This is a genomic window from Halobacillus litoralis, from assembly GCF_020524085.2.
GTDB classification, from domain to species: domain Bacteria; phylum Bacillota; class Bacilli; order Bacillales; family Halobacillaceae; genus Halobacillus; species Halobacillus litoralis_E.
In genome coordinates, this window is record NZ_CP129016.1 from 744,781 (window position 1) to 760,490 (window position 15,710).

27 protein-coding genes and 3 pseudogenes are annotated in these 15,710 nt (G+C 45.0%); all 30 read right to left on the reverse strand.

The features are described from left to right. Window positions 1–8: 8 nt before the first annotated feature. A complete protein-coding gene (locus LC065_RS03920) occupies window positions 9–806 on the reverse strand; it encodes an energy-coupling factor transporter transmembrane component T family protein (protein WP_226594769.1) in 798 nt (265 codons plus the stop codon). Beyond that, a complete protein-coding gene (locus LC065_RS03925; protein WP_226594768.1) occupies window positions 799–1,671 on the reverse strand; it encodes an energy-coupling factor ABC transporter ATP-binding protein in 873 nt (290 codons plus the stop codon). The genes LC065_RS03920 and LC065_RS03925 overlap by 8 nt, the downstream gene beginning before the upstream one ends. Beyond that, on the reverse strand, window positions 1,647–2,486 hold the full coding sequence (locus LC065_RS03930; protein ID WP_306163764.1) for an energy-coupling factor ABC transporter ATP-binding protein: 840 nt from the start codon (window positions 2,484–2,486) through the stop codon (window positions 1,647–1,649). Before LC065_RS03930 ends, LC065_RS03925 begins: the two co-directional genes overlap by 25 nt. 189 nt (window positions 2,487–2,675) lie before the next feature. Beyond that, on the reverse strand, window positions 2,676–3,035 hold the full coding sequence (rplQ, locus tag LC065_RS03935) for a 50S ribosomal protein L17 (RefSeq protein WP_146818453.1): 360 nt from the start codon (window positions 3,033–3,035) through the stop codon (window positions 2,676–2,678). A 45-nt stretch (window positions 3,036–3,080) separates the two neighbouring features. Beyond that, the gene (locus tag LC065_RS03940; RefSeq protein WP_089654419.1) at window positions 3,081–4,025 is read right to left on the reverse strand and encodes a DNA-directed RNA polymerase subunit alpha; all 945 of its coding nucleotides are present in this window, start codon (window positions 4,023–4,025) and stop codon (window positions 3,081–3,083) included. A 179-nt stretch (window positions 4,026–4,204) separates the two neighbouring features. Next, window positions 4,205–4,600 carry a 30S ribosomal protein S11 gene (gene rpsK, locus LC065_RS03945; protein WP_146818455.1) on the reverse strand — a complete coding sequence of 132 codons (396 nt, stop codon included), beginning with the start codon at window positions 4,598–4,600 and terminating at the stop codon, window positions 4,205–4,207. Window positions 4,601–4,630: 30 nt separating this feature from the next. Further along, complete coding sequence (rpsM, locus tag LC065_RS03950; RefSeq protein ID WP_146818457.1) at window positions 4,631–4,996, reverse strand: 30S ribosomal protein S13; 366 nt, start codon at window positions 4,994–4,996, stop codon at window positions 4,631–4,633. Between the two features lie 24 nt (window positions 4,997–5,020). Further along, window positions 5,021–5,134 carry a 50S ribosomal protein L36 gene (rpmJ, locus tag LC065_RS03955; RefSeq protein ID WP_002509257.1) on the reverse strand — a complete coding sequence of 38 codons (114 nt, stop codon included), beginning with the start codon at window positions 5,132–5,134 and terminating at the stop codon, window positions 5,021–5,023. 28 nt (window positions 5,135–5,162) lie between these two features. Then, the gene (infA, locus tag LC065_RS03960; protein ID WP_008636026.1) at window positions 5,163–5,381 is read right to left on the reverse strand and encodes a translation initiation factor IF-1; all 219 of its coding nucleotides are present in this window, start codon (window positions 5,379–5,381) and stop codon (window positions 5,163–5,165) included. Next, window positions 5,359–5,694 carry a KOW domain-containing RNA-binding protein gene (locus tag LC065_RS03965; protein ID WP_035511657.1) on the reverse strand — a complete coding sequence of 112 codons (336 nt, stop codon included), beginning with the start codon at window positions 5,692–5,694 and terminating at the stop codon, window positions 5,359–5,361. The genes infA and LC065_RS03965 overlap by 23 nt, the downstream gene beginning before the upstream one ends. Before the next feature lie 16 nt (window positions 5,695–5,710). Next, window positions 5,711–6,458 (reverse strand): annotated as a pseudogene (gene map, locus LC065_RS03970) (type I methionyl aminopeptidase). Continuing rightward, the gene (locus tag LC065_RS03975) at window positions 6,455–7,108 is read right to left on the reverse strand and encodes an adenylate kinase (protein ID WP_226594762.1); all 654 of its coding nucleotides are present in this window, start codon (window positions 7,106–7,108) and stop codon (window positions 6,455–6,457) included. Before LC065_RS03975 ends, map begins: the two are co-directional and overlap by 4 nt. Before the next feature lie 43 nt (window positions 7,109–7,151). Next, window positions 7,152–8,445: pseudogene (gene secY / locus LC065_RS03980) on the reverse strand (preprotein translocase subunit SecY). After that, window positions 8,445–8,885 carry a 50S ribosomal protein L15 gene (gene rplO, locus LC065_RS03985; RefSeq protein WP_089654425.1) on the reverse strand — a complete coding sequence of 147 codons (441 nt, stop codon included), beginning with the start codon at window positions 8,883–8,885 and terminating at the stop codon, window positions 8,445–8,447. The pseudogene secY and the gene rplO overlap by 1 nt, the downstream one beginning before the upstream one ends. Before the next feature lie 30 nt (window positions 8,886–8,915). Continuing rightward, window positions 8,916–9,098, reverse strand: coding sequence for a 50S ribosomal protein L30 (gene rpmD / locus LC065_RS03990; RefSeq protein WP_089654426.1), 183 nt, complete (start codon window positions 9,096–9,098; stop codon window positions 8,916–8,918). Window positions 9,099–9,116: 18 nt separating this feature from the next. Beyond that, window positions 9,117–9,611, reverse strand: a complete 495-nt coding sequence (gene rpsE / locus LC065_RS03995; RefSeq protein ID WP_326315280.1) for a 30S ribosomal protein S5 — start codon at window positions 9,609–9,611, stop codon at window positions 9,117–9,119. Between the two features lie 23 nt (window positions 9,612–9,634). Further along, a complete protein-coding gene (gene rplR / locus LC065_RS04000; RefSeq protein WP_115895005.1) occupies window positions 9,635–9,997 on the reverse strand; it encodes a 50S ribosomal protein L18 in 363 nt (120 codons plus the stop codon). A gap of 35 nt (window positions 9,998–10,032) precedes the next feature. After that, window positions 10,033–10,569 carry a 50S ribosomal protein L6 gene (gene rplF, locus LC065_RS04005; RefSeq protein WP_089654428.1) on the reverse strand — a complete coding sequence of 179 codons (537 nt, stop codon included), beginning with the start codon at window positions 10,567–10,569 and terminating at the stop codon, window positions 10,033–10,035. Window positions 10,570–10,599: 30 nt separating this feature from the next. Further along, window positions 10,600–10,998: a 30S ribosomal protein S8 gene (gene rpsH, locus LC065_RS04010; RefSeq protein ID WP_089654429.1), complete on the reverse strand. Its 399-nt coding sequence runs from the start codon at window positions 10,996–10,998 to the stop codon at window positions 10,600–10,602. Between the two features lie 30 nt (window positions 10,999–11,028). Then, window positions 11,029–11,214 (reverse strand): type Z 30S ribosomal protein S14, encoded by a 186-nt coding sequence (locus tag LC065_RS04015; protein WP_035511674.1) that lies wholly within the window; start codon window positions 11,212–11,214, stop codon window positions 11,029–11,031. Between the two features lie 26 nt (window positions 11,215–11,240). Continuing rightward, the gene (gene rplE / locus LC065_RS04020) at window positions 11,241–11,780 is read right to left on the reverse strand and encodes a 50S ribosomal protein L5 (protein ID WP_115824707.1); all 540 of its coding nucleotides are present in this window, start codon (window positions 11,778–11,780) and stop codon (window positions 11,241–11,243) included. 26 nt (window positions 11,781–11,806) lie between these two features. Beyond that, window positions 11,807–12,109, reverse strand: a pseudogene (rplX, locus tag LC065_RS04025) (50S ribosomal protein L24); the annotation flags it as partial. A 50-nt stretch (window positions 12,110–12,159) separates the two neighbouring features. After that, a complete protein-coding gene (gene rplN, locus LC065_RS04030; protein WP_035511677.1) occupies window positions 12,160–12,528 on the reverse strand; it encodes a 50S ribosomal protein L14 in 369 nt (122 codons plus the stop codon). A 42-nt stretch (window positions 12,529–12,570) separates the two neighbouring features. After that, entirely contained in the window at window positions 12,571–12,834 is a 264-nt protein-coding gene (gene rpsQ / locus LC065_RS04035) for a 30S ribosomal protein S17 (RefSeq protein ID WP_035511679.1), read from the reverse strand. Between the two features lie 24 nt (window positions 12,835–12,858). After that, window positions 12,859–13,059, reverse strand: a complete 201-nt coding sequence (gene rpmC, locus LC065_RS04040; protein WP_008636054.1) for a 50S ribosomal protein L29 — start codon at window positions 13,057–13,059, stop codon at window positions 12,859–12,861. Next, window positions 13,049–13,483: a 50S ribosomal protein L16 gene (gene rplP, locus LC065_RS04045; protein WP_027953416.1), complete on the reverse strand. Its 435-nt coding sequence runs from the start codon at window positions 13,481–13,483 to the stop codon at window positions 13,049–13,051. The genes rpmC and rplP overlap by 11 nt, the downstream gene beginning before the upstream one ends. Before the next feature lie 18 nt (window positions 13,484–13,501). Then, window positions 13,502–14,143, reverse strand: a complete 642-nt coding sequence (gene rpsC, locus LC065_RS04050; protein ID WP_306163765.1) for a 30S ribosomal protein S3 — start codon at window positions 14,141–14,143, stop codon at window positions 13,502–13,504. A gap of 3 nt (window positions 14,144–14,146) precedes the next feature. Beyond that, on the reverse strand, window positions 14,147–14,488 hold the full coding sequence (gene rplV, locus LC065_RS04055) for a 50S ribosomal protein L22 (RefSeq protein ID WP_035511684.1): 342 nt from the start codon (window positions 14,486–14,488) through the stop codon (window positions 14,147–14,149). 20 nt (window positions 14,489–14,508) lie between these two features. Then, window positions 14,509–14,787 carry a 30S ribosomal protein S19 gene (rpsS, locus tag LC065_RS04060; RefSeq protein WP_035511685.1) on the reverse strand — a complete coding sequence of 93 codons (279 nt, stop codon included), beginning with the start codon at window positions 14,785–14,787 and terminating at the stop codon, window positions 14,509–14,511. A gap of 57 nt (window positions 14,788–14,844) precedes the next feature. Continuing rightward, complete coding sequence (gene rplB / locus LC065_RS04065; RefSeq protein WP_146818467.1) at window positions 14,845–15,678, reverse strand: 50S ribosomal protein L2; 834 nt, start codon at window positions 15,676–15,678, stop codon at window positions 14,845–14,847. Window positions 15,679–15,710 lie beyond the last annotated feature (32 nt).

Below are 15,710 nucleotides of genomic sequence, written 5' to 3' on the forward strand. Positions count from 1 at the left end.
CCTCCCCGTCAGCTTCTCGTCATGAATAGGGCGATGACTAATAGAGCGAACAGGACATACAAAGAAATATCAAGCTTCGATATCCTCAGTTCCCTGAGCTTCGTACGACCTTCCCCTCCTTGATAACCACGTGCTTCCATGGCCATAGCAAGCTCCTCTGCGCGTTTGAAGGCACTTACGAACAGCGGGACTAAGAGTGGGACAATCGCCTTCACACGGTCCTTTAACGCGCCTGTGCGAAAATCCACCCCTCGGGAAGCCTGGGCTTTGGAAATCTTCTCTGTCTCCTGCATCAATGTTGGGATGAAGCGGAGAGAGATCGACATCATCAACGCCAGTTCATGGACAGGGAATTTCACTTTTTTCAAGGGACCTAACAACTCTTCGATGGCATCTGTAATTTCAATCGGCGTTGTTGTCAACGTAAGCAACGAGGTCACAAGAATGAGGAGGAAGAACCGTAATGAAATGGCTCCCCCCTGGACAAGACCTTCTCTATAAACATCCCAGCCCAATATAGAAAACACGACGTCCCCTTCCCTCGTGACAATCAAATGAAGGAGGAACGTAAACACAATAAGGAACCATACCGGTTTCAAACCTTTCATAATGTAACGAAATGGCACTCGGGAAAGCAAAGCACTCCCAACAGCAAAGAGAGCAAGTACCCCGTAGCTCATAACAGAGTTAGCAAAAAATACGATCACAACATAAAAGAAAATGATAGCGATTTTTGAACGAGGATCAAGGCGGTGGATCACGGAATCTGTCGGTATATATTGGCCGATAATCAAAGAACTACTCATGATCGCTGCCCCCTCTCACTTTGCGGGCTAATTCTTTTGCTAACTCAGCTATGGTCTGTCCTTGATATTCAAGTTCAATCCCATACTCTTTCTCTGCTTTGCTTAAGAAAGCGATGACTTCCGGAACATCCAACTGAACTTGTTCAAGGTCTTCCTTCTGGCGGAAGATCTCCAAAGGTGTCCCTTCTTTGTAAAGTTCCCCTTGGTTCATAATTAAAATATAGTCGGCATAGGCAAGGGCATCTTCCATACTATGAGTGACCAGGATGGTCGTCAGTCCCTTTTCATGATGAAGGTCATGGAACATGTCCATCACTTCTCTCTGGCCGCTGGGATCAAGTCCAGCGGTCGGTTCATCTAAAACAAGAACCTTTGGGTCCATCGCCAGCACCCCCGATATAGCTACACGACGCATCTGACCACCACTCAAGTCGAATGGCGAACGGTCGAGCAAGTCTTCAGGAAGCTTTGTCGCTTTAACCGCAGCTTTCGTGCGCCGCTCAATTTCTTCTTGGGGGACACCGAAATTCTGCGGACCGAAGGCAATGTCTTTGGCCACTGTTTCTTCAAACAATTGATGCTCAGGATATTGAAAAACAACGCCGACTTTTTCACGTAGATCTCTTAAGTGCTTATTTTTCACTCCAGCTTCAATGGTATAATCACCCAGTTGTATTTTCCCTTCGGTTGGCTGCAGCAGTCCGTTTAAGTGCTGGATCAATGTTGACTTCCCTGATCCTGTGTGTCCGATGACAGCTACAAAAGATCCAGATTCGATCGAAAACGTCAGATCATTCAGTGCTTTGTGTTCGAATGGACTGTTCGGTTGATAGGTATAGCTTACGTGGTCAAACGAGATGTGCATAAGTCCTCCAACAACTCCTGGTGATTGAGTGGCTCACGAGATAGGCTTAAACCTTCTTCTTTGAGGTGGTCAGCCATTTTACTTACAAACGGAGTATCCAAGCCAATTTCAGTCAACTGTTCTTTTCTAGAGAATACATCTCTAGGTTTTCCTTCCATCCAAACCTCTCCACCATTCATGACAATCACTCTTGAAGCCATCGTCACTTCTTGAAGGTCATGGGTAATGGTCACTAATGAAAGATCTCTTTCACGCTGGACGTCGCTTACGGTCTGCATGATTTCTTTTCTACCTTTTGGATCAAGCATAGCGGTTGCTTCATCAAGAATAATGAATTCAGGTGATACAGCTAGGACGCTGGCGATAGCAACCCGCTGTTTTTGACCTCCGGATAATCGGTACGGTTCATGCCTCTCGTATGCTTCCATACGGACAGAGTCCAGGCTTTCTTTGATGCGCTCAACCATCAGTTCCCGGGGCATGCCGTGGTTTTCCATTCCGAACGCAACGTCATCTCTGACCGTGGTCCCTACAAACTGGTTATCAGGATTTTGAAAAACCATCCCGACCTGTTTTCTGACTTCCCACACCGTCTCAGGTGTCACTTTCATTCCATCGACGATAATTTCCCCTTCCTGAGGAAACAAAAGTCCATTCATTAATTTAGCAATCGTCGATTTGCCTGAACCATTGTGACCAATGATGGCTATCCACTCGTCCGGTCCTATGGTAAAGCTCACGTCCTTTAATACCCAGGGCATGTCTTCATGGTATTTAAAAGACACATGACGAAACTCGACTTGTCTCTCTCCCATCTGTGTTCCTCCTCTGCTCAACTGACTATTTCCCAGGAAATATGACATCATTTCCTATCAACCAAAGGATGGGTCATCTGAAAATCGACGCCATCCACACGATATTTCCTTCGATTTGGATATAAAAAAAGGGCTGGATGTAACCTCGCGATGAGATTCAGTCCTGCCCTTTAACCCTCATGGTATTCATTAAACTAGTTCAATGATCGCCATTTTCGCTCCATCACCTTTACGCTCGCCTAGCTTAAGCACGCGAGTGTAACCACCTTGACGGTCTTCATAGCGTGGGCCGATGTCAGAGAATAGCTTTTGCAAAGCTGTTTGCTCTCCTTCTTCGTCCGCCTGCGCATTGTAAAGGAATGATTCAGCTTGACGACGGGCATGTAGATCGCCGCGTTTCCCTAGTGTAATCATTTTTTCTACAACAGATTTAAGCTCTTTCGCTTTTGCTTCTGTTGTTTCCAAACGTTCGTGAATGATCAAGTCTGTCGCTAAGTTACGAAGTAGCGCCATACGCTGATCCGTTGTACGTCCTAGTTTTCTAGCCATTGATAATCCCTCCCTTATCTGAATCTCTTAGATGTGTTCTATCAATCAATCGTCTTTTCTTAGACCTAATCCAAGTTCGTCCAACTTGTGCTTCACTTCTTCAAGTGACTTGCGACCAAGGTTACGTACCTTCATCATGTCTTCTTCAGACTTATTCGCAAGTTCCTGCACTGTATTAATGCCAGCGCGCTTCAAGCAGTTGTAAGAACGTACAGATAGATCAAGTTCTTCGATCGTCATTTCTAGAACTTTTTCTTTTTGGTCCTCTTCTTTTTCAACCATGATTTCAGCTTTTTGAGCTTCATCTGTAAGGCCTACAAAGATATTGAGGTGTTCCATATAGATTTTAGCCCCAAGAGAGATCGCTTCTTCCGGACGAATGCTGCCATCCGTCCATACATCTAACGTCAACTTATCAAAGTTAGATGTTTGACCGATTCTAGTGTTCTCTACTTGATACGTTACACGGGATACCGGCGTAAAAATAGAGTCAACTGGAATAACGCCAATTGGTTGATCCTCATGGTTGTTTCCTTCAGCCGGACGATATCCTCGGCCGCGTTCTGCTGTAATACGTGCACGGAAGCTGGAGTTGCTATCTAATGTTGCAATGTGAAGATCTGGATTAAGAACTTCTACATCACTGTCGTGCGTAATGTCAGCCGCTGTAACTTTTCCTTCACCCTGTACATCAATCTCCAAAGTCTTCTCTTCGTCGGAATAAACCTTCAAAGCTAGTTTCTTCAGATTAAGAATGACTGTGGTTACGTCTTCGACGACACCTTCAATGGTTGAGAACTCATGAAGGACCCCGTCAATTTGAACTGATGTGACAGCAGAGCCGGGAAGTGAGGATAATAGGATACGACGCAAGGAGTTCCCTAGAGTTGTACCATACCCACGCTCAAGCGGTTCTACGACGAACTTACCAAAAGTAGACTCATCGCTGATCTCGACCGTTTCAATCTTTGGCTTTTCAATTTCGATCATTTACACTAAACCCTCCTTCAAAACGTCGAAACCCCGGTTAGACAATAGGTCTAACCGAAATTCCTCAGGTAGGCAGTCCCGATAAAAAGACAACTGCATATTTTCTCTGTCTACGGCGGTGATGATTAAAAGCTATCATAACCCATTATAGACAGGGTGACAAATTCTATTCAGAACTATTATACGCGACGACGTTTTGGTGGGCGGCAACCATTGTGTGGTACTGGAGTTACGTCACGGATTGCCGTGATTTCAAGACCTGCTGCTTGTAGAGAGCGGATTGCTGCTTCACGACCAGCACCAGGGCCTTTAACTGTTACTTCAAGAGTTTTCATACCGTTGTCCATAGCGTCTTTCGCCGCAGCTTCAGAAGCCATTTGAGCAGCGAATGGAGTAGATTTACGGGAACCTTTGAAACCAAGGGATCCAGCACTGCTCCACGCGATAACGTTACCTTGAACATCAGTGATCGTTACGATTGTGTTGTTGAAAGTAGAGCGGATGTGTGCCACACCGGTCTCTATATTCTTTTTCACGCGACGCTTACGACTACGAGTGTTTCCTTTACGTGCCATATAGTTAGCTTACCTCCTTTGTGTTGCTTATTATTTACGTTTGTTAGCCACGGTACGACGTGGGCCTTTACGTGTACGAGAGTTGTTTTTCGTCTTCTGTCCGCGAAGTGGAAGTCCACGACGATGACGGATTCCGCGATAAGAACCGATCTCAATCAAACGCTTGATGTTAAGAGAGTTCTCACGACGAAGGTCACCTTCCGTGTTGTGTTGTTCCACTGCTTTACGGATTTTACCTAGTTCGTCTTCTGTAAGATCGCGTACGCGAGTACTTTCAGAAACGCCAGCTTCAGCTAGTACGTCTTTGGCAAGGGATTTACCGATACCATAAACGTAAGTTAGGGATACGACTACTCGCTTGTCACGAGGAATATCTACACCTGCAATACGTGCCATAAGTTACGTGCACCTCCTTCAGTTTTAGCCTTGTTTTTGTTTATGCTTAGGGTTTTCACAGATAACCATGACTTTACCTTTACGTTTGATGACTTTGCATTTTTCGCAAATTGGTTTTACAGAAGGCCTTACCTTCATCATCCATACCTCCTTTTAGATCGGAGTTTTATTTATAACGGTACGTAATACGTCCTTTAGTTAAGTCATAAGGGGAAAGTTCTACCGTTACCTTGTCTCCTGGTAAGATTCGAATGAAGTGCATGCGAATTTTACCGGAAACGTGAGCTAAAACGGAGTGACCGTTCTCGAGTTCAACCTTGAACTGTGCGTTCGGTAAGGTTTCAACGACGGTCCCTTCTACTTCAATTACATCGTCTTTCGCCATCGAGTTGATCTCCCTTCTTCAAATCAGTCACTGCTTCATTGACATATTTTGATACGGCAAATCGAAGCTTGCCATTTGTGACACGACCAGTTTCCAGAAGGCTGTCCTGGACTTCCGGAGAGATGAAATCCATAAGCTCAACATGTTGCAAATTCTTTTTCTTTGGTCGATCATACTTACGTTTCTCTCCGTCGGCAAGCAGCACAAAGCGGCCATCCAGTACATCGATTACTACCGCGTACTGTCCTGCCTCACGCCCCTGCACAATACGAACAATTTGACCTATTCGCGGACTCGACTCAGATTCGTTCAAAAACGATCACCTTCATTTAGGATTTTGTAAGGATTTCGTATCCTTCATCCGTAATTGCAATCGTGTGCTCAAAGTGAGCGCACATTTTACCATCTTGAGTGACTACCGTCCAATGGTCGCCAAGCGTCTTCACGTAGCGAGAGCCTGCGTTTACCATCGGTTCTACAGCCAATACCATTCCAGGCTTAAGACGTGGTCCTTTGTTTGGCGGGCCGTAATGAGGAATTTGAGGATCCTCATGAAGCTCCTGCCCTACGCCGTGTCCCACATACTCTCTTACAATTGAAAACCCTTCAGGTTCAACGAAGCTCTGGATTGCATGGGATATATTTGAAAGGCGTACACCTGGTTTTGCTTCATCAAGTCCTTTAAACAATGATTGTTCAGTAACTCTCAACAATTCCATGGTTTCATCATCGACGGTTCCGACCGGATACGTCCAGGCCGAATCTCCGTGATAACCTTTATATTTGGCACCAATATCGATGCTGATGATATCACCTTCGTTCAACACCCTGTCTCCAGGGGATGCCATGAACGAGTTCTTCGTTGACAGATGCACAGATACTTCCACGGAATCCATTATAACCTTTAAAAGATGGGATTGCATCCATACTGCGTATGAATTCATCTGCAATCTTATCCAATTCTCCGGTTGTTATACCTGGTTGGATCTTTTGTTCCAACTTTTGGTGCGTCAAGGCGACGATCCGCCCTGCTTCTCGCATAATATCTAATTCCCGTGAAGTCTTACAAATAATCATTCAGCCAGAGCTCCCAGCTTTTGATCGATGTCTTGGAATACTTCATTGATATCTTTGTCACCTTCGAATGATACCAAGTACCCTTTCTCTTGGTAGAAATCAAGCAGAGGTTGCGATTGCTCAACATTGACCTCCAGGCGCTTTCTTACGGTGTCAGGCTGATCGTCTTCGCGCTGAATCAACTCAGAGCCATCGTGATCACACTTGCCGTCTTCTTTCGGCGGGTTGAAGACCACGTGATAGGTAGCACCGCACGTCGGGCAGATGCGTCGTCCAGTAAGACGCTCGATGAGTTGCTCCTTAGGAACATCGATATGAAGAACATAGTCCAATGACTCTTCCATATCAGTCAAGAGGTTCTCAAGGGCTTCTGCTTGGGCGATTGTTCTTGGGAAACCGTCTAAAAGGAATCCTTTTTTACAATCGGGTTTACTTAGACGCTCACGAACGATTCCGATGGTCACTTCATCGGGAACCAATTCGCCTTTGTCCATATAGGATTTGGCTTCTTTGCCCAGTGCTGTTCCTTCTTTGATAGCTAATCGGAACATATCTCCAGTTGAGATATGAGGGATGTCATATTTTTCGACTATCTTCTCAGCCTGAGTACCTTTACCGGCACCAGGGAGACCCATCAGAATTAAATTCAACGTGTTCCCCTCGCTCTCATTTATTCATTAGCTTTCACACTAATTATTTAATGAATCCTTGATAGTGGCGTTTTACAAGCTGACTTTCCAGCTGCTTCATAATTTGAAGGGCAACCCCTACAACAATCAGCAGGCCGGTTCCTCCGATTTGAATACTTGGCGGCAACTGCGCAGCAGAGCCCAAGATGATCGGTAGGATAGAGACAGCTGCTAGGAAGATGGATCCTACGAATGTCAATCGATACATCACACGAGTCAAGTACGTTTCCGTATTTGCTCCAGGACGAATCCCCCGGGATATACCCGCCTTGCTTCTTCAAGTTTTCAGCCATTTGTTCCGGATTAACCTGAACAAATGTATAGAAATAAGTGAAGGCAATGATCAACGCTACATAGATAATCATTCCAGGCCAGTTTTGATAATCAAATATATATTGAATGACGGAGGCGACTTCACTGTTCTCAAAGAGACCAGCAACGGTTCTTGGTGCGATAATGAAAGATATCGCAAAGATGACCGGGATGACTCCTGCAGCATTCACTTTTAGTGGTAAGTGAGTGGAATGCCCACCTACTGGCGAACGGTTAACCAAACGTTTTGCATATTGAATAGGAATTTTACGAAGGGCTTGTTGGATGAAGATGACTCCCACAACAACCGCAATAATAACAAGTACAATCAGAGCGATGATGACCAAGTTAATGAACAACTCTTCTCCGGCACCGGAGATGTATTGATCATACAACTGGTTCACACCGGTTGGGATTGCAGCAACAATTCCTGCAAAAATTAGAATGGATATACCATTTCCAACGCCGTGTTCAGTGATTTGCTCACCAAGCCACATTAGAAACGCTGTACCGCCTGTCAAGACAAGAGCAATGATTAAGAATTTCGTAACCCCTGGATCAGCGATCAATTGACCACCAGCCAGTGCATTAAAACCTATAGACATGCCGATGGCTTGAATGAAAGCGAGCACGATCGTTCCATAGCGGGTAAACTGAGCTAATTTTCGACGGCCGACTTCACCTTGCTTCTTCCATTCCGCAAACTTAGGAACAACGTCCATCTGCAACAATTGCATGATGATGGAGGCAGTAATGTAGGGCATGATCCCCATAGCAAAGATGGAGAAGTTTTGTAATGCCCCGCCTCCGAATGTGTTCAGGAAACCGAACGCATTCTGTTCATCCATGAAATTGATGGCTTCTCTATTTGTAAAAGGAACCGGGATGAATGTTCCCAGGCGAAAAACAATGAGCATCAACAAAGTGAAAATAATCTTCCGTCGAATATCACCCACGCGCATAAAATTGGAGATTGTCCGGAACATTAAATCACCTCAGTTTGACCGCCCGCTGCTTCAATTGCTTCTTTCGCGGAAGCAGAGAACTTGTGAGCTTTCACTGTAAGTTTCTTTTCGATTGAACCTTTAGCTAGTACTTTGATTCCGGCTTTTTGGTTGCTTACCACACCAGACTCAAGCAATAGCTCAGGAGTAACCTCTGTGCCTTCTTCGAAGCGATTCAGTGCATCAAGGTTGATAATCGCAAATTCCTTACGGTGAACGTTAGTGAAACCACGCTTAGGCAGGCGTTGGAAAAGTGGCATTTGACCACCCTCGAAACCTGGGCGAGTTTTGCTTCCTGAACGCTGGCCTTGTCCTTTGTGACCACGTCCGGAAGTTTTACCGTTACCAGATGCCATACCACGACCTACGCGGTTACGTTCTTTACGAGTACCTTTAGCAGGTTTTAGTTCATGCAGTTTCATGCGTTGCACCTCCTTATATCTTTTGTAGAATTAAACTTCTTTAACCGAAACTAGGTGAGACACCTTATTAGCCATACCTCGGATCGCTGGGTTATCTTCAAGTACGACAGTTTGACGGATCTTGTTCAGACCTAGCGCCTTGACAGTAGAGCGCTGATCTTGCGGTCTACCAATAACACTGCGCGTGAGGGTAATTTCTAACTGTTTAGCCATTTTATTTCCCTCCTTATCCTACAGTTCTTCTACTGATTTACCACGAAGTTTAGCGACGTCTTCTGCACGCTTAAGCTCGCTAAGTCCAGTGATTGTAGCACGTACCATGTTGATTGGCGTGTTAGAACCAAGTGACTTAGATAGGATGTCTTGAACACCTGCAAGCTCAAGTACCGCACGGACAGGTCCACCAGCGATAACTCCGGTACCTTCTGCTGCTGGTTTCATAAGAATGTTACCTGCACCAAAACGTCCATTGATTTCGTGTGGAATTGTCGTGTTCTTCACTGGTACTGTGATTAGATTTTTCTTAGCATCATCAATGGCTTTTTTGATCGCTTCCGGTACCTCTTGGGCTTTCCCTGTACCGAATCCGACATGACCATTTTTATCTCCTACTACAACCAAAGCAGCAAAACGGAAACGACGTCCACCTTTAACTACCTTAGCTACACGGTTGATGGTAACTACGCGTTCTTCAAGATCAAGTTTGTTAGGGTCGATGTTTGTAATCATTTATGTCCCTCCTTTAACTATTAAAATTCTAGGCCGGCTTCGCGAGCGGCTTCAGCTAGTGCTTTCACACGTCCATGATACAAGTAACCTCCACGGTCGAATACAACAACTTTAAAACCGTTGTCGATCGCACGCTTAGCCACTAATTCACCGACTTTTTGAGCAGCCTCGACATTGCCTGTAGCATCAAGGTTGAAGTCATTGTCGACAGTAGACGCACTTGCTACTGTTACTTGGCTTTCATCGTTGATTAGCTGAGCATAAATGTGTTTGTTAGAGCGATATACGTTCAAGCGTGGGCGTTCAGCGGTGCCAAAGACATTCTTACGAACGCGTGCATGACGCTTTTTACGTACGACATTTTTATCTGCCTTCGTGATCATCAGGGTCACTCCTTTCTATACGTTAGCTACGAAACTTACTTAGCTGTTTTACCTTCTTTTCTGCGTACATATTCGCCTTCGTAGCGAATTCCTTTACCTTTATAAGGCTCTGGAGGACGGATCGCACGGATTTTCGCAGCTACAGCACCAACAAGTTCTTTGTCGATCCCTTTAACTGTTACTTTCGTGTTGGATGGTACTTCGATTTCGATACCTTCGTGGTTATCGACTTCAACAGGGTGAGAGTAACCAGCGTTGATTACAACATTTTGACCCTGTTTTTGCGCACGGTAACCTACACCGATGATTTCAAGACTCTTCTCATAGCCTTTAGAAACACCTTCAACCATGTTACCGATCAGGCTGCGTGTAGTACCGTGAAGAGCACGGTGTTCTTTGTGGTCGCTCGGACGAGCTACAGTAAGAACGTTGTCCTCAACTTTAACTGTGATGTCCTTGTGGAATGTACGAGTCAATTCCCCTTTAGGACCTTTAACTGTAATCGTGTTGTTATCCTGGATGATTTCTACACCTTCAGGAATTTCAAGTGATTTTAAACCTACGCGAGACATGTGTTTGCACCTCCTGTCTGATCTGTTTTTTTACCAGATGTAAGCTAGAACTTCGCCACCGATGGCTTGTTCGCGAGCTTCTTTATCTGTTAATACACCTTTTGAAGTGGATACAACGGCTACACCTAGACCGTTAAGAACTTTTGGAAGTTCTTCAGCGTTAGCGTAAACACGTAGACCTGGCTTACTGATACGCTTCACACCAGTAATTACACGCTCATTGTTTTGGCCGTACTTAAGGAAGATGCGAAGAACTCCTTGCTTGTTGTCTTCAACAAATTCGTAGTCACGTACAAAACCTTCACGCTTAAGGATATCAGCGATTTCTTTTTTAACGTTGGAAGCTGGAAGCTCAAGCTTCTCGTGACGCACCATGTTAGCGTTACGAATACGTGTCAGCATATCTGCAATTGGATCTGTCATTGTCATAACTCATTAACCTCCTTCCCTGTTTCGGGTTTACCAGCTGGCTTTTTTGACACCAGGGATTTGACCTTTATATGCAAGTTCACGGAAACAAATACGGCAAAGCTTAAACTTACGAAGTACGGAGTGCGGACGTCCGCAGCGTTCACAACGTGTGTATTCGCGCACTTGGTACTTCTGTTTACGCTGTTGCTTCGCGACCATTGATTTTTTAGCCACTATTTTCCCTCCTTATAGTTAGCTCATTATTTTTGGAACGGCATGCCGAATTGAGCTAGAAGTTCACGTGCTTCTTCGTCAGAGTCAGCTGTAGTGACAATAACGATATCCATACCACGCACTTTGTTTACTTTATCGTAATCGATCTCTGGGAAAATCAATTGCTCTTTAACACCAAGCGTGTAGTTTCCACGGCCGTCGAAGGCTTTCTTAGAAATACCACGGAAGTCACGCACACGTGGTAGAGATACGGCGATCAGTTTTTGGAGGAACTGGTACATGCGCTCTCCACGAAGTGTAACCTTCGCACCGATTGGCATACCTTCACGTAGGCGGAATCCTGCAATTGATTTCTTCGCTTTCGTGATGACTGGTTTCTGACCAGTGATCAATGTTAGTTCTTCTACAGCTGTGTCAAGTGCTTTCGCGTTTTGAACAGCGTCACCTACACCCATGTTGACAACAATTTTCTCAACTTTTGGTGTTTGCATGATGGAATCATATTCAAATTTGTTCATCAAAGATGAGACAACTTCTTCTTGATATTGTTTCTTTAGTTCGTTCATCGTGTGGCCCTCCTTTCTTCTATGGCTTATTTATCTAGTGCTTCACCAGATTTTTTCGCGATACGAACTTTCTTGCCGTCCTCGACTTTGTAACCAACACGTGTCGGCTCACCAGTCTTAGGGTCGATCGGCATTACGTTGGATACGTGGATCGCAGCTTCTTGTGTTAGGATTCCACCCTGTGGATTTTCCTGAGAAGGCTTCGCGTGCTTTTTCACTTCGTTCACACCTTCAACAAGGACACGATCTTTCTTCGGATAAGCTTCAAGGATTGTACCTTGTTTGCCTTTATCCTTACCAGTAATCACCATTACTTTGTCACCTTTTTTTTACGTGCATTCTTCGCGCACCTCCTTAACAAGGCATTTCATTCAGGCTTTTATAATACTTCTGGAGCTAGAGATACAATCTTCATGAATTTAGCATCACGAAGTTCACGAGCTACCGGTCCAAAGATACGAGTACCGCGTGGTCCTTTGTCATCACGCACGATTACTGCTGCGTTTTCATCAAAACGGATGTAAGAACCATCTTTACGGCGCACTCCACTCTTAGAACGTACGATAACAGCTTTTACAACTTCACCTTTTTTAACAACGCCTCCTGGTGTTGCCTGCTTCACAGTAGCAGTGATGATATCACCAATGTTAGCTGTTTTGCGGCCGGATCCACCCAATACTTTAATGGTTTGGATTTCACGAGCACCAGAGTTATCTGCGACTTTCAGACGAGATTCCTGTTGAATCATAACATGTAACCTCCCTTCGGATTAAATCCGAGCGAACTTTATTTAGATAATGACAGACTCTTCAACAACTTCTAGAAGACGGAAACGCTTAGAAGCAGACAATGGACGAGTTTCCATGATGCTTACGATGTCGCCGTTCTTCGCTTGGTTGTTTTCGTCATGCGCTTTGAACTTTTTGGAATACTTTACGCGCTTGCCGTAAAGTTTGTGGAACTTATAAGTTTCTACTAGTACGGTAATGGTTTTATCCATCTTGTCAGAAACGACACGGCCAGTATAAACTTTACGATTATTACGTTCAGTCATGTGAGGGTGACCTCCTCTCATCTATTAGTTATTTACGCCTAGCTCACGTTCACGAGCAACAGTCTTCATACGTGCGATGGACTTGCGAACTTCACGGATACGTGCAGTGTTCTCAAGTTGACCTGTTGCCAATTGGAAGCGTAGGTTGAAAAGTTCTTCTTTAAGAGACTTAACTTTTTGTTCAATTTCGGCAGTGGTTAATTCACGGATCTCATTAGCCTTCATTGATTTCACCACCAATTTCTTCACGTTTTACGAATTTCGTACGGATCGGCAGTTTGTGTGAAGCAAGACGCAACGCTTCGCGTGCAACCTCTTCAGATACACCTGCGATCTCGAACATGATTTTCCCTGGCTTCACGACAGCTACGAAACCTTCTGGAGCACCTTTACCGGAACCCATACGTACTTCTAGGGGTTTAGCAGTATAAGGCTTATCAGGGAAGATTTTAATCCAAACTTTACCGCCACGCTTCATGTAACGAGTCATCGCGATACGCGCTGCCTCGATTTGACGGGCTGTGATCCATGCTGGATCGATTGCTTGCAAACCATATTCACCGAATGCTACTTCAGTACCGCCTTTTGCACGGCCTTTTAAGCTAGTACGGTGTTGACGACGATATTTAACACGTTTAGGCATTAACATAATGCTTTTCCCCCTTCCTTACTTGTCAGTTTTAGTTGGAAGGACTTCTCCACGATAGATCCACACTTTAACACCAAGCTTACCGTAAGTGGTGTCAGCTTCTGCAGTTCCGTAATCGATGTCTGCACGAAGTGTGTGTAGTGGTACTGTTCCTTCACTGTAATATTCAGCACGAGCGATATCCGCGCCGCCTAGACGACCAGATACTTGGGTACGAATACCTTTAGCTCCTGCACGCATAGCGCGTTGGATTGTTTGTTTCTGAGCACGACGGAAAGATACGCGGTTTTCCAATTGACGTGCGATATTGTCAGCTACAAGAGTAGCGTCAAGATCTGGCTTTTTCACTTCAACGATGTTGATGTGAACACGTTTACCAGTAAGTTGGTTTAGAGCTTTACGAAGAGCTTCTACTTCAGAACCGCCTTTACCGATAACCATTCCTGACTTAGCTGTGTGCACAGTAATGTTTACACGGTTTGCTGCGCGTTCGATTTCTACCGTAGAAAGGGCAGCATCTTTAAGACGATTTTCAACATATTCACGAATCTTAATGTCTTCATGTAACAAGTCTGCATAGTCTTTGCCAGCGTACCACTTGGATTCCCAATCGCGGATGACGCCGATACGAAGACCTACCGGATTAATTTTTTGACCCACTGATTATCCCTCCTTTTTTTCTGATACGACCACTGTGATGTGGCTTGTGCGTTTGTTGATTTGGCTTGCGCGGCCCATAGCGCGAGGGCGGAAACGTTTAAGAGTTACGCCTTCGTTTACAAACGCTTCGGAAACGTATAGGTTTTCCGGGTCCATTTCATAGTTGTGTTCTGCGTTAGCGATCGCAGAGTTAAGAAGTTTCTCAACTACTGGAGATGCGCCACGCTGTGTTAGACGTAGTGTAGCTAGAGCTTCACCAACATTTTTTCCTCGAATTAAATCAATTACCAAACGAGCTTTACGAGGAGCGATACGAACGGTTTTAGCAACTGCTTTAGCTTGCATTAGAGTGCCTCCTCTCTATATTAACGTTTTGTTTTCTTATCGTCGCCAGAGTGTCCCTTGAACGTACGGGATGGCGCGAATTCACCTAGTTTGTGACCAACCATGTCTTCAGTCACATAAACTGGTACGTGCTTACGACCGTCATAAACGGCGATTGTGTGTCCGACGAAGTTAGGGAAGATCGTAGAACGGCGAGACCAAGTCTTTACGACCTGCTGTTTATTATCTTCGTTCAACTTCTCGACTTTTTTCATTAAATGATCATCTACAAAAGGTCCTTTTTTCAGGCTGCGGCCCATGAATAAACCTCCCTTCGCGATTGAGAGACGGGTTTTACTGCCCGCCCGACAATCCCGTTATTTTTTACCGCGTCTACGCACGATATATTTATCAGACGGCTTGTTGCGTTTTCTCGTTTTGTATCCAAGAGTTGGTTTACCCCATGGAGATACTGGAGATGGCATACCGATTGGCGCGCGTCCTTCACCACCACCGTGTGGGTGATCACTAGGGTTCATTACGGAACCACGTACTGTAGGGCGCTTGCCTTTCCAACGAGAACGTCCAGCTTTACCTACGCTGATTAGTTCGTGCTCAAGGTTACCAACTTGACCGATTGTAGCACGGCAAGAGCTTAGTACCAAGCGAACTTCACCAGAAGTTAGACGTACAAGCGTGTATTTTTCTTCACGACCGAGGATTTGTGCAGAAGCACCTGCAGAACGGACAAGTTGTCCTCCGCGTCCTGGCTTAAGTTCTACGTTGTGTACGATTGTACCAACTGGAATGTCTTTCAACTGAAGAGCATTACCTGGTTTGATATCTGCACCTTCACCAGAAATAATTTCCGTTCCAACCTTCACACCTTTCGGAGCTAGGATGTAACGTTTTTCACCATCAACATAATTGATTAGTGCAATGTTAGCGGAGCGGTTCGGATCATATTCGACTGTAGCAACGCGTCCAGGTATTCCATCTTTGTCACGCTTGAAGTCGATAATACGATACTGACGCTTGTGGCCTCCGCCCTGATGACGAACTGTCAGCTTACCCTGGTTGTTACGTCCACCTTTTTTATGAAGTGGAGTGACAAGGGAGCGTTCAGGTTTGTCAGTTGTGATTTCAGCGAAATCAGATACTGACATGTGTCGACGACCGTTAGTAATTGGTCTGAACTTTTTAATCGCCATCTTTATTTCCCTCCTTCATATTTCAATTCGTG

Excerpts from the sequence above, each read along its gene's own strand:
- rplB (WP_146818467.1), bottom strand. The coding sequence starts at position 15,678 with ATGGCGATTAAAAAGTTCAGACCAATTACTAACGGTCGTCGACACATG.
- rplF (WP_089654428.1), bottom strand. The coding sequence starts at position 10,569 with ATGTCTCGCGTAGGTTTAAAATCACTTGAAATTCCTGAAGGTGTAGAA.
- LC065_RS03940 (WP_089654419.1), bottom strand. The coding sequence starts at position 4,025 with ATGATCGAAATTGAAAAGCCAAAGATTGAAACGGTCGAGATCAGCGAT.
- rplO (WP_089654425.1), bottom strand. The coding sequence starts at position 8,885 with ATGAAACTGCATGAACTAAAACCTGCTAAAGGTACTCGTAAAGAACGT.
- rpmD (WP_089654426.1), bottom strand. The coding sequence starts at position 9,098 with ATGGCTAAACAGTTAGAAATTACCCTCACGCGCAGTGTTATTGGTAGA.
- rpsH (WP_089654429.1), bottom strand. The coding sequence starts at position 10,998 with ATGACAATGACAGATCCAATTGCAGATATGCTGACACGTATTCGTAAC.
- rpsS (WP_035511685.1), bottom strand. The coding sequence starts at position 14,787 with ATGGGCCGCAGCCTGAAAAAAGGACCTTTTGTAGATGATCATTTAATG.
- rpmJ (WP_002509257.1), bottom strand. The coding sequence starts at position 5,134 with ATGAAGGTAAGGCCTTCTGTAAAACCAATTTGCGAAAAATGCAAAGTC.
- LC065_RS03930 (WP_306163764.1), bottom strand. The coding sequence starts at position 2,486 with ATGGGAGAGAGACAAGTCGAGTTTCGTCATGTGTCTTTTAAATACCAT.
- rplQ (WP_146818453.1), bottom strand. The coding sequence starts at position 3,035 with ATGGCTAGAAAACTAGGACGTACAACGGATCAGCGTATGGCGCTACTT.
- rplR (WP_115895005.1), bottom strand. The coding sequence starts at position 9,997 with ATGATCACGAAGGCAGATAAAAATGTCGTACGTAAAAAGCGTCATGCA.
- infA (WP_008636026.1), bottom strand. The coding sequence starts at position 5,381 with ATGGCGAAAGACGATGTAATTGAAGTAGAAGGGACCGTCGTTGAAACC.
- rplP (WP_027953416.1), bottom strand. The coding sequence starts at position 13,483 with ATGTTAATGCCTAAACGTGTTAAATATCGTCGTCAACACCGTACTAGC.
- rplE (WP_115824707.1), bottom strand. The coding sequence starts at position 11,780 with ATGAACGAACTAAAGAAACAATATCAAGAAGAAGTTGTCTCATCTTTG.
- rplN (WP_035511677.1), bottom strand. The coding sequence starts at position 12,528 with ATGATTCAACAGGAATCTCGTCTGAAAGTCGCAGATAACTCTGGTGCT.
- LC065_RS03920 (WP_226594769.1), bottom strand. The coding sequence starts at position 806 with ATGAGTAGTTCTTTGATTATCGGCCAATATATACCGACAGATTCCGTG.
- rplV (WP_035511684.1), bottom strand. The coding sequence starts at position 14,488 with ATGCAAGCTAAAGCAGTTGCTAAAACCGTTCGTATCGCTCCTCGTAAA.
- rpmC (WP_008636054.1), bottom strand. The coding sequence starts at position 13,059 with ATGAAGGCTAATGAGATCCGTGAATTAACCACTGCCGAAATTGAACAA.
- LC065_RS03925 (WP_226594768.1), bottom strand. The coding sequence starts at position 1,671 with ATGCACATCTCGTTTGACCACGTAAGCTATACCTATCAACCGAACAGT.
- rpsK (WP_146818455.1), bottom strand. The coding sequence starts at position 4,600 with ATGGCACGTAAAGGAAACACTCGTAGTCGTAAGCGTCGCGTGAAAAAG.
- rpsQ (WP_035511679.1), bottom strand. The coding sequence starts at position 12,834 with ATGACTGAACGTAATAATCGTAAAGTTTATACTGGCCGTGTCGTTTCT.
- rpsM (WP_146818457.1), bottom strand. The coding sequence starts at position 4,996 with ATGGCACGTATTGCAGGTGTAGATATTCCTCGTGACAAGCGAGTAGTC.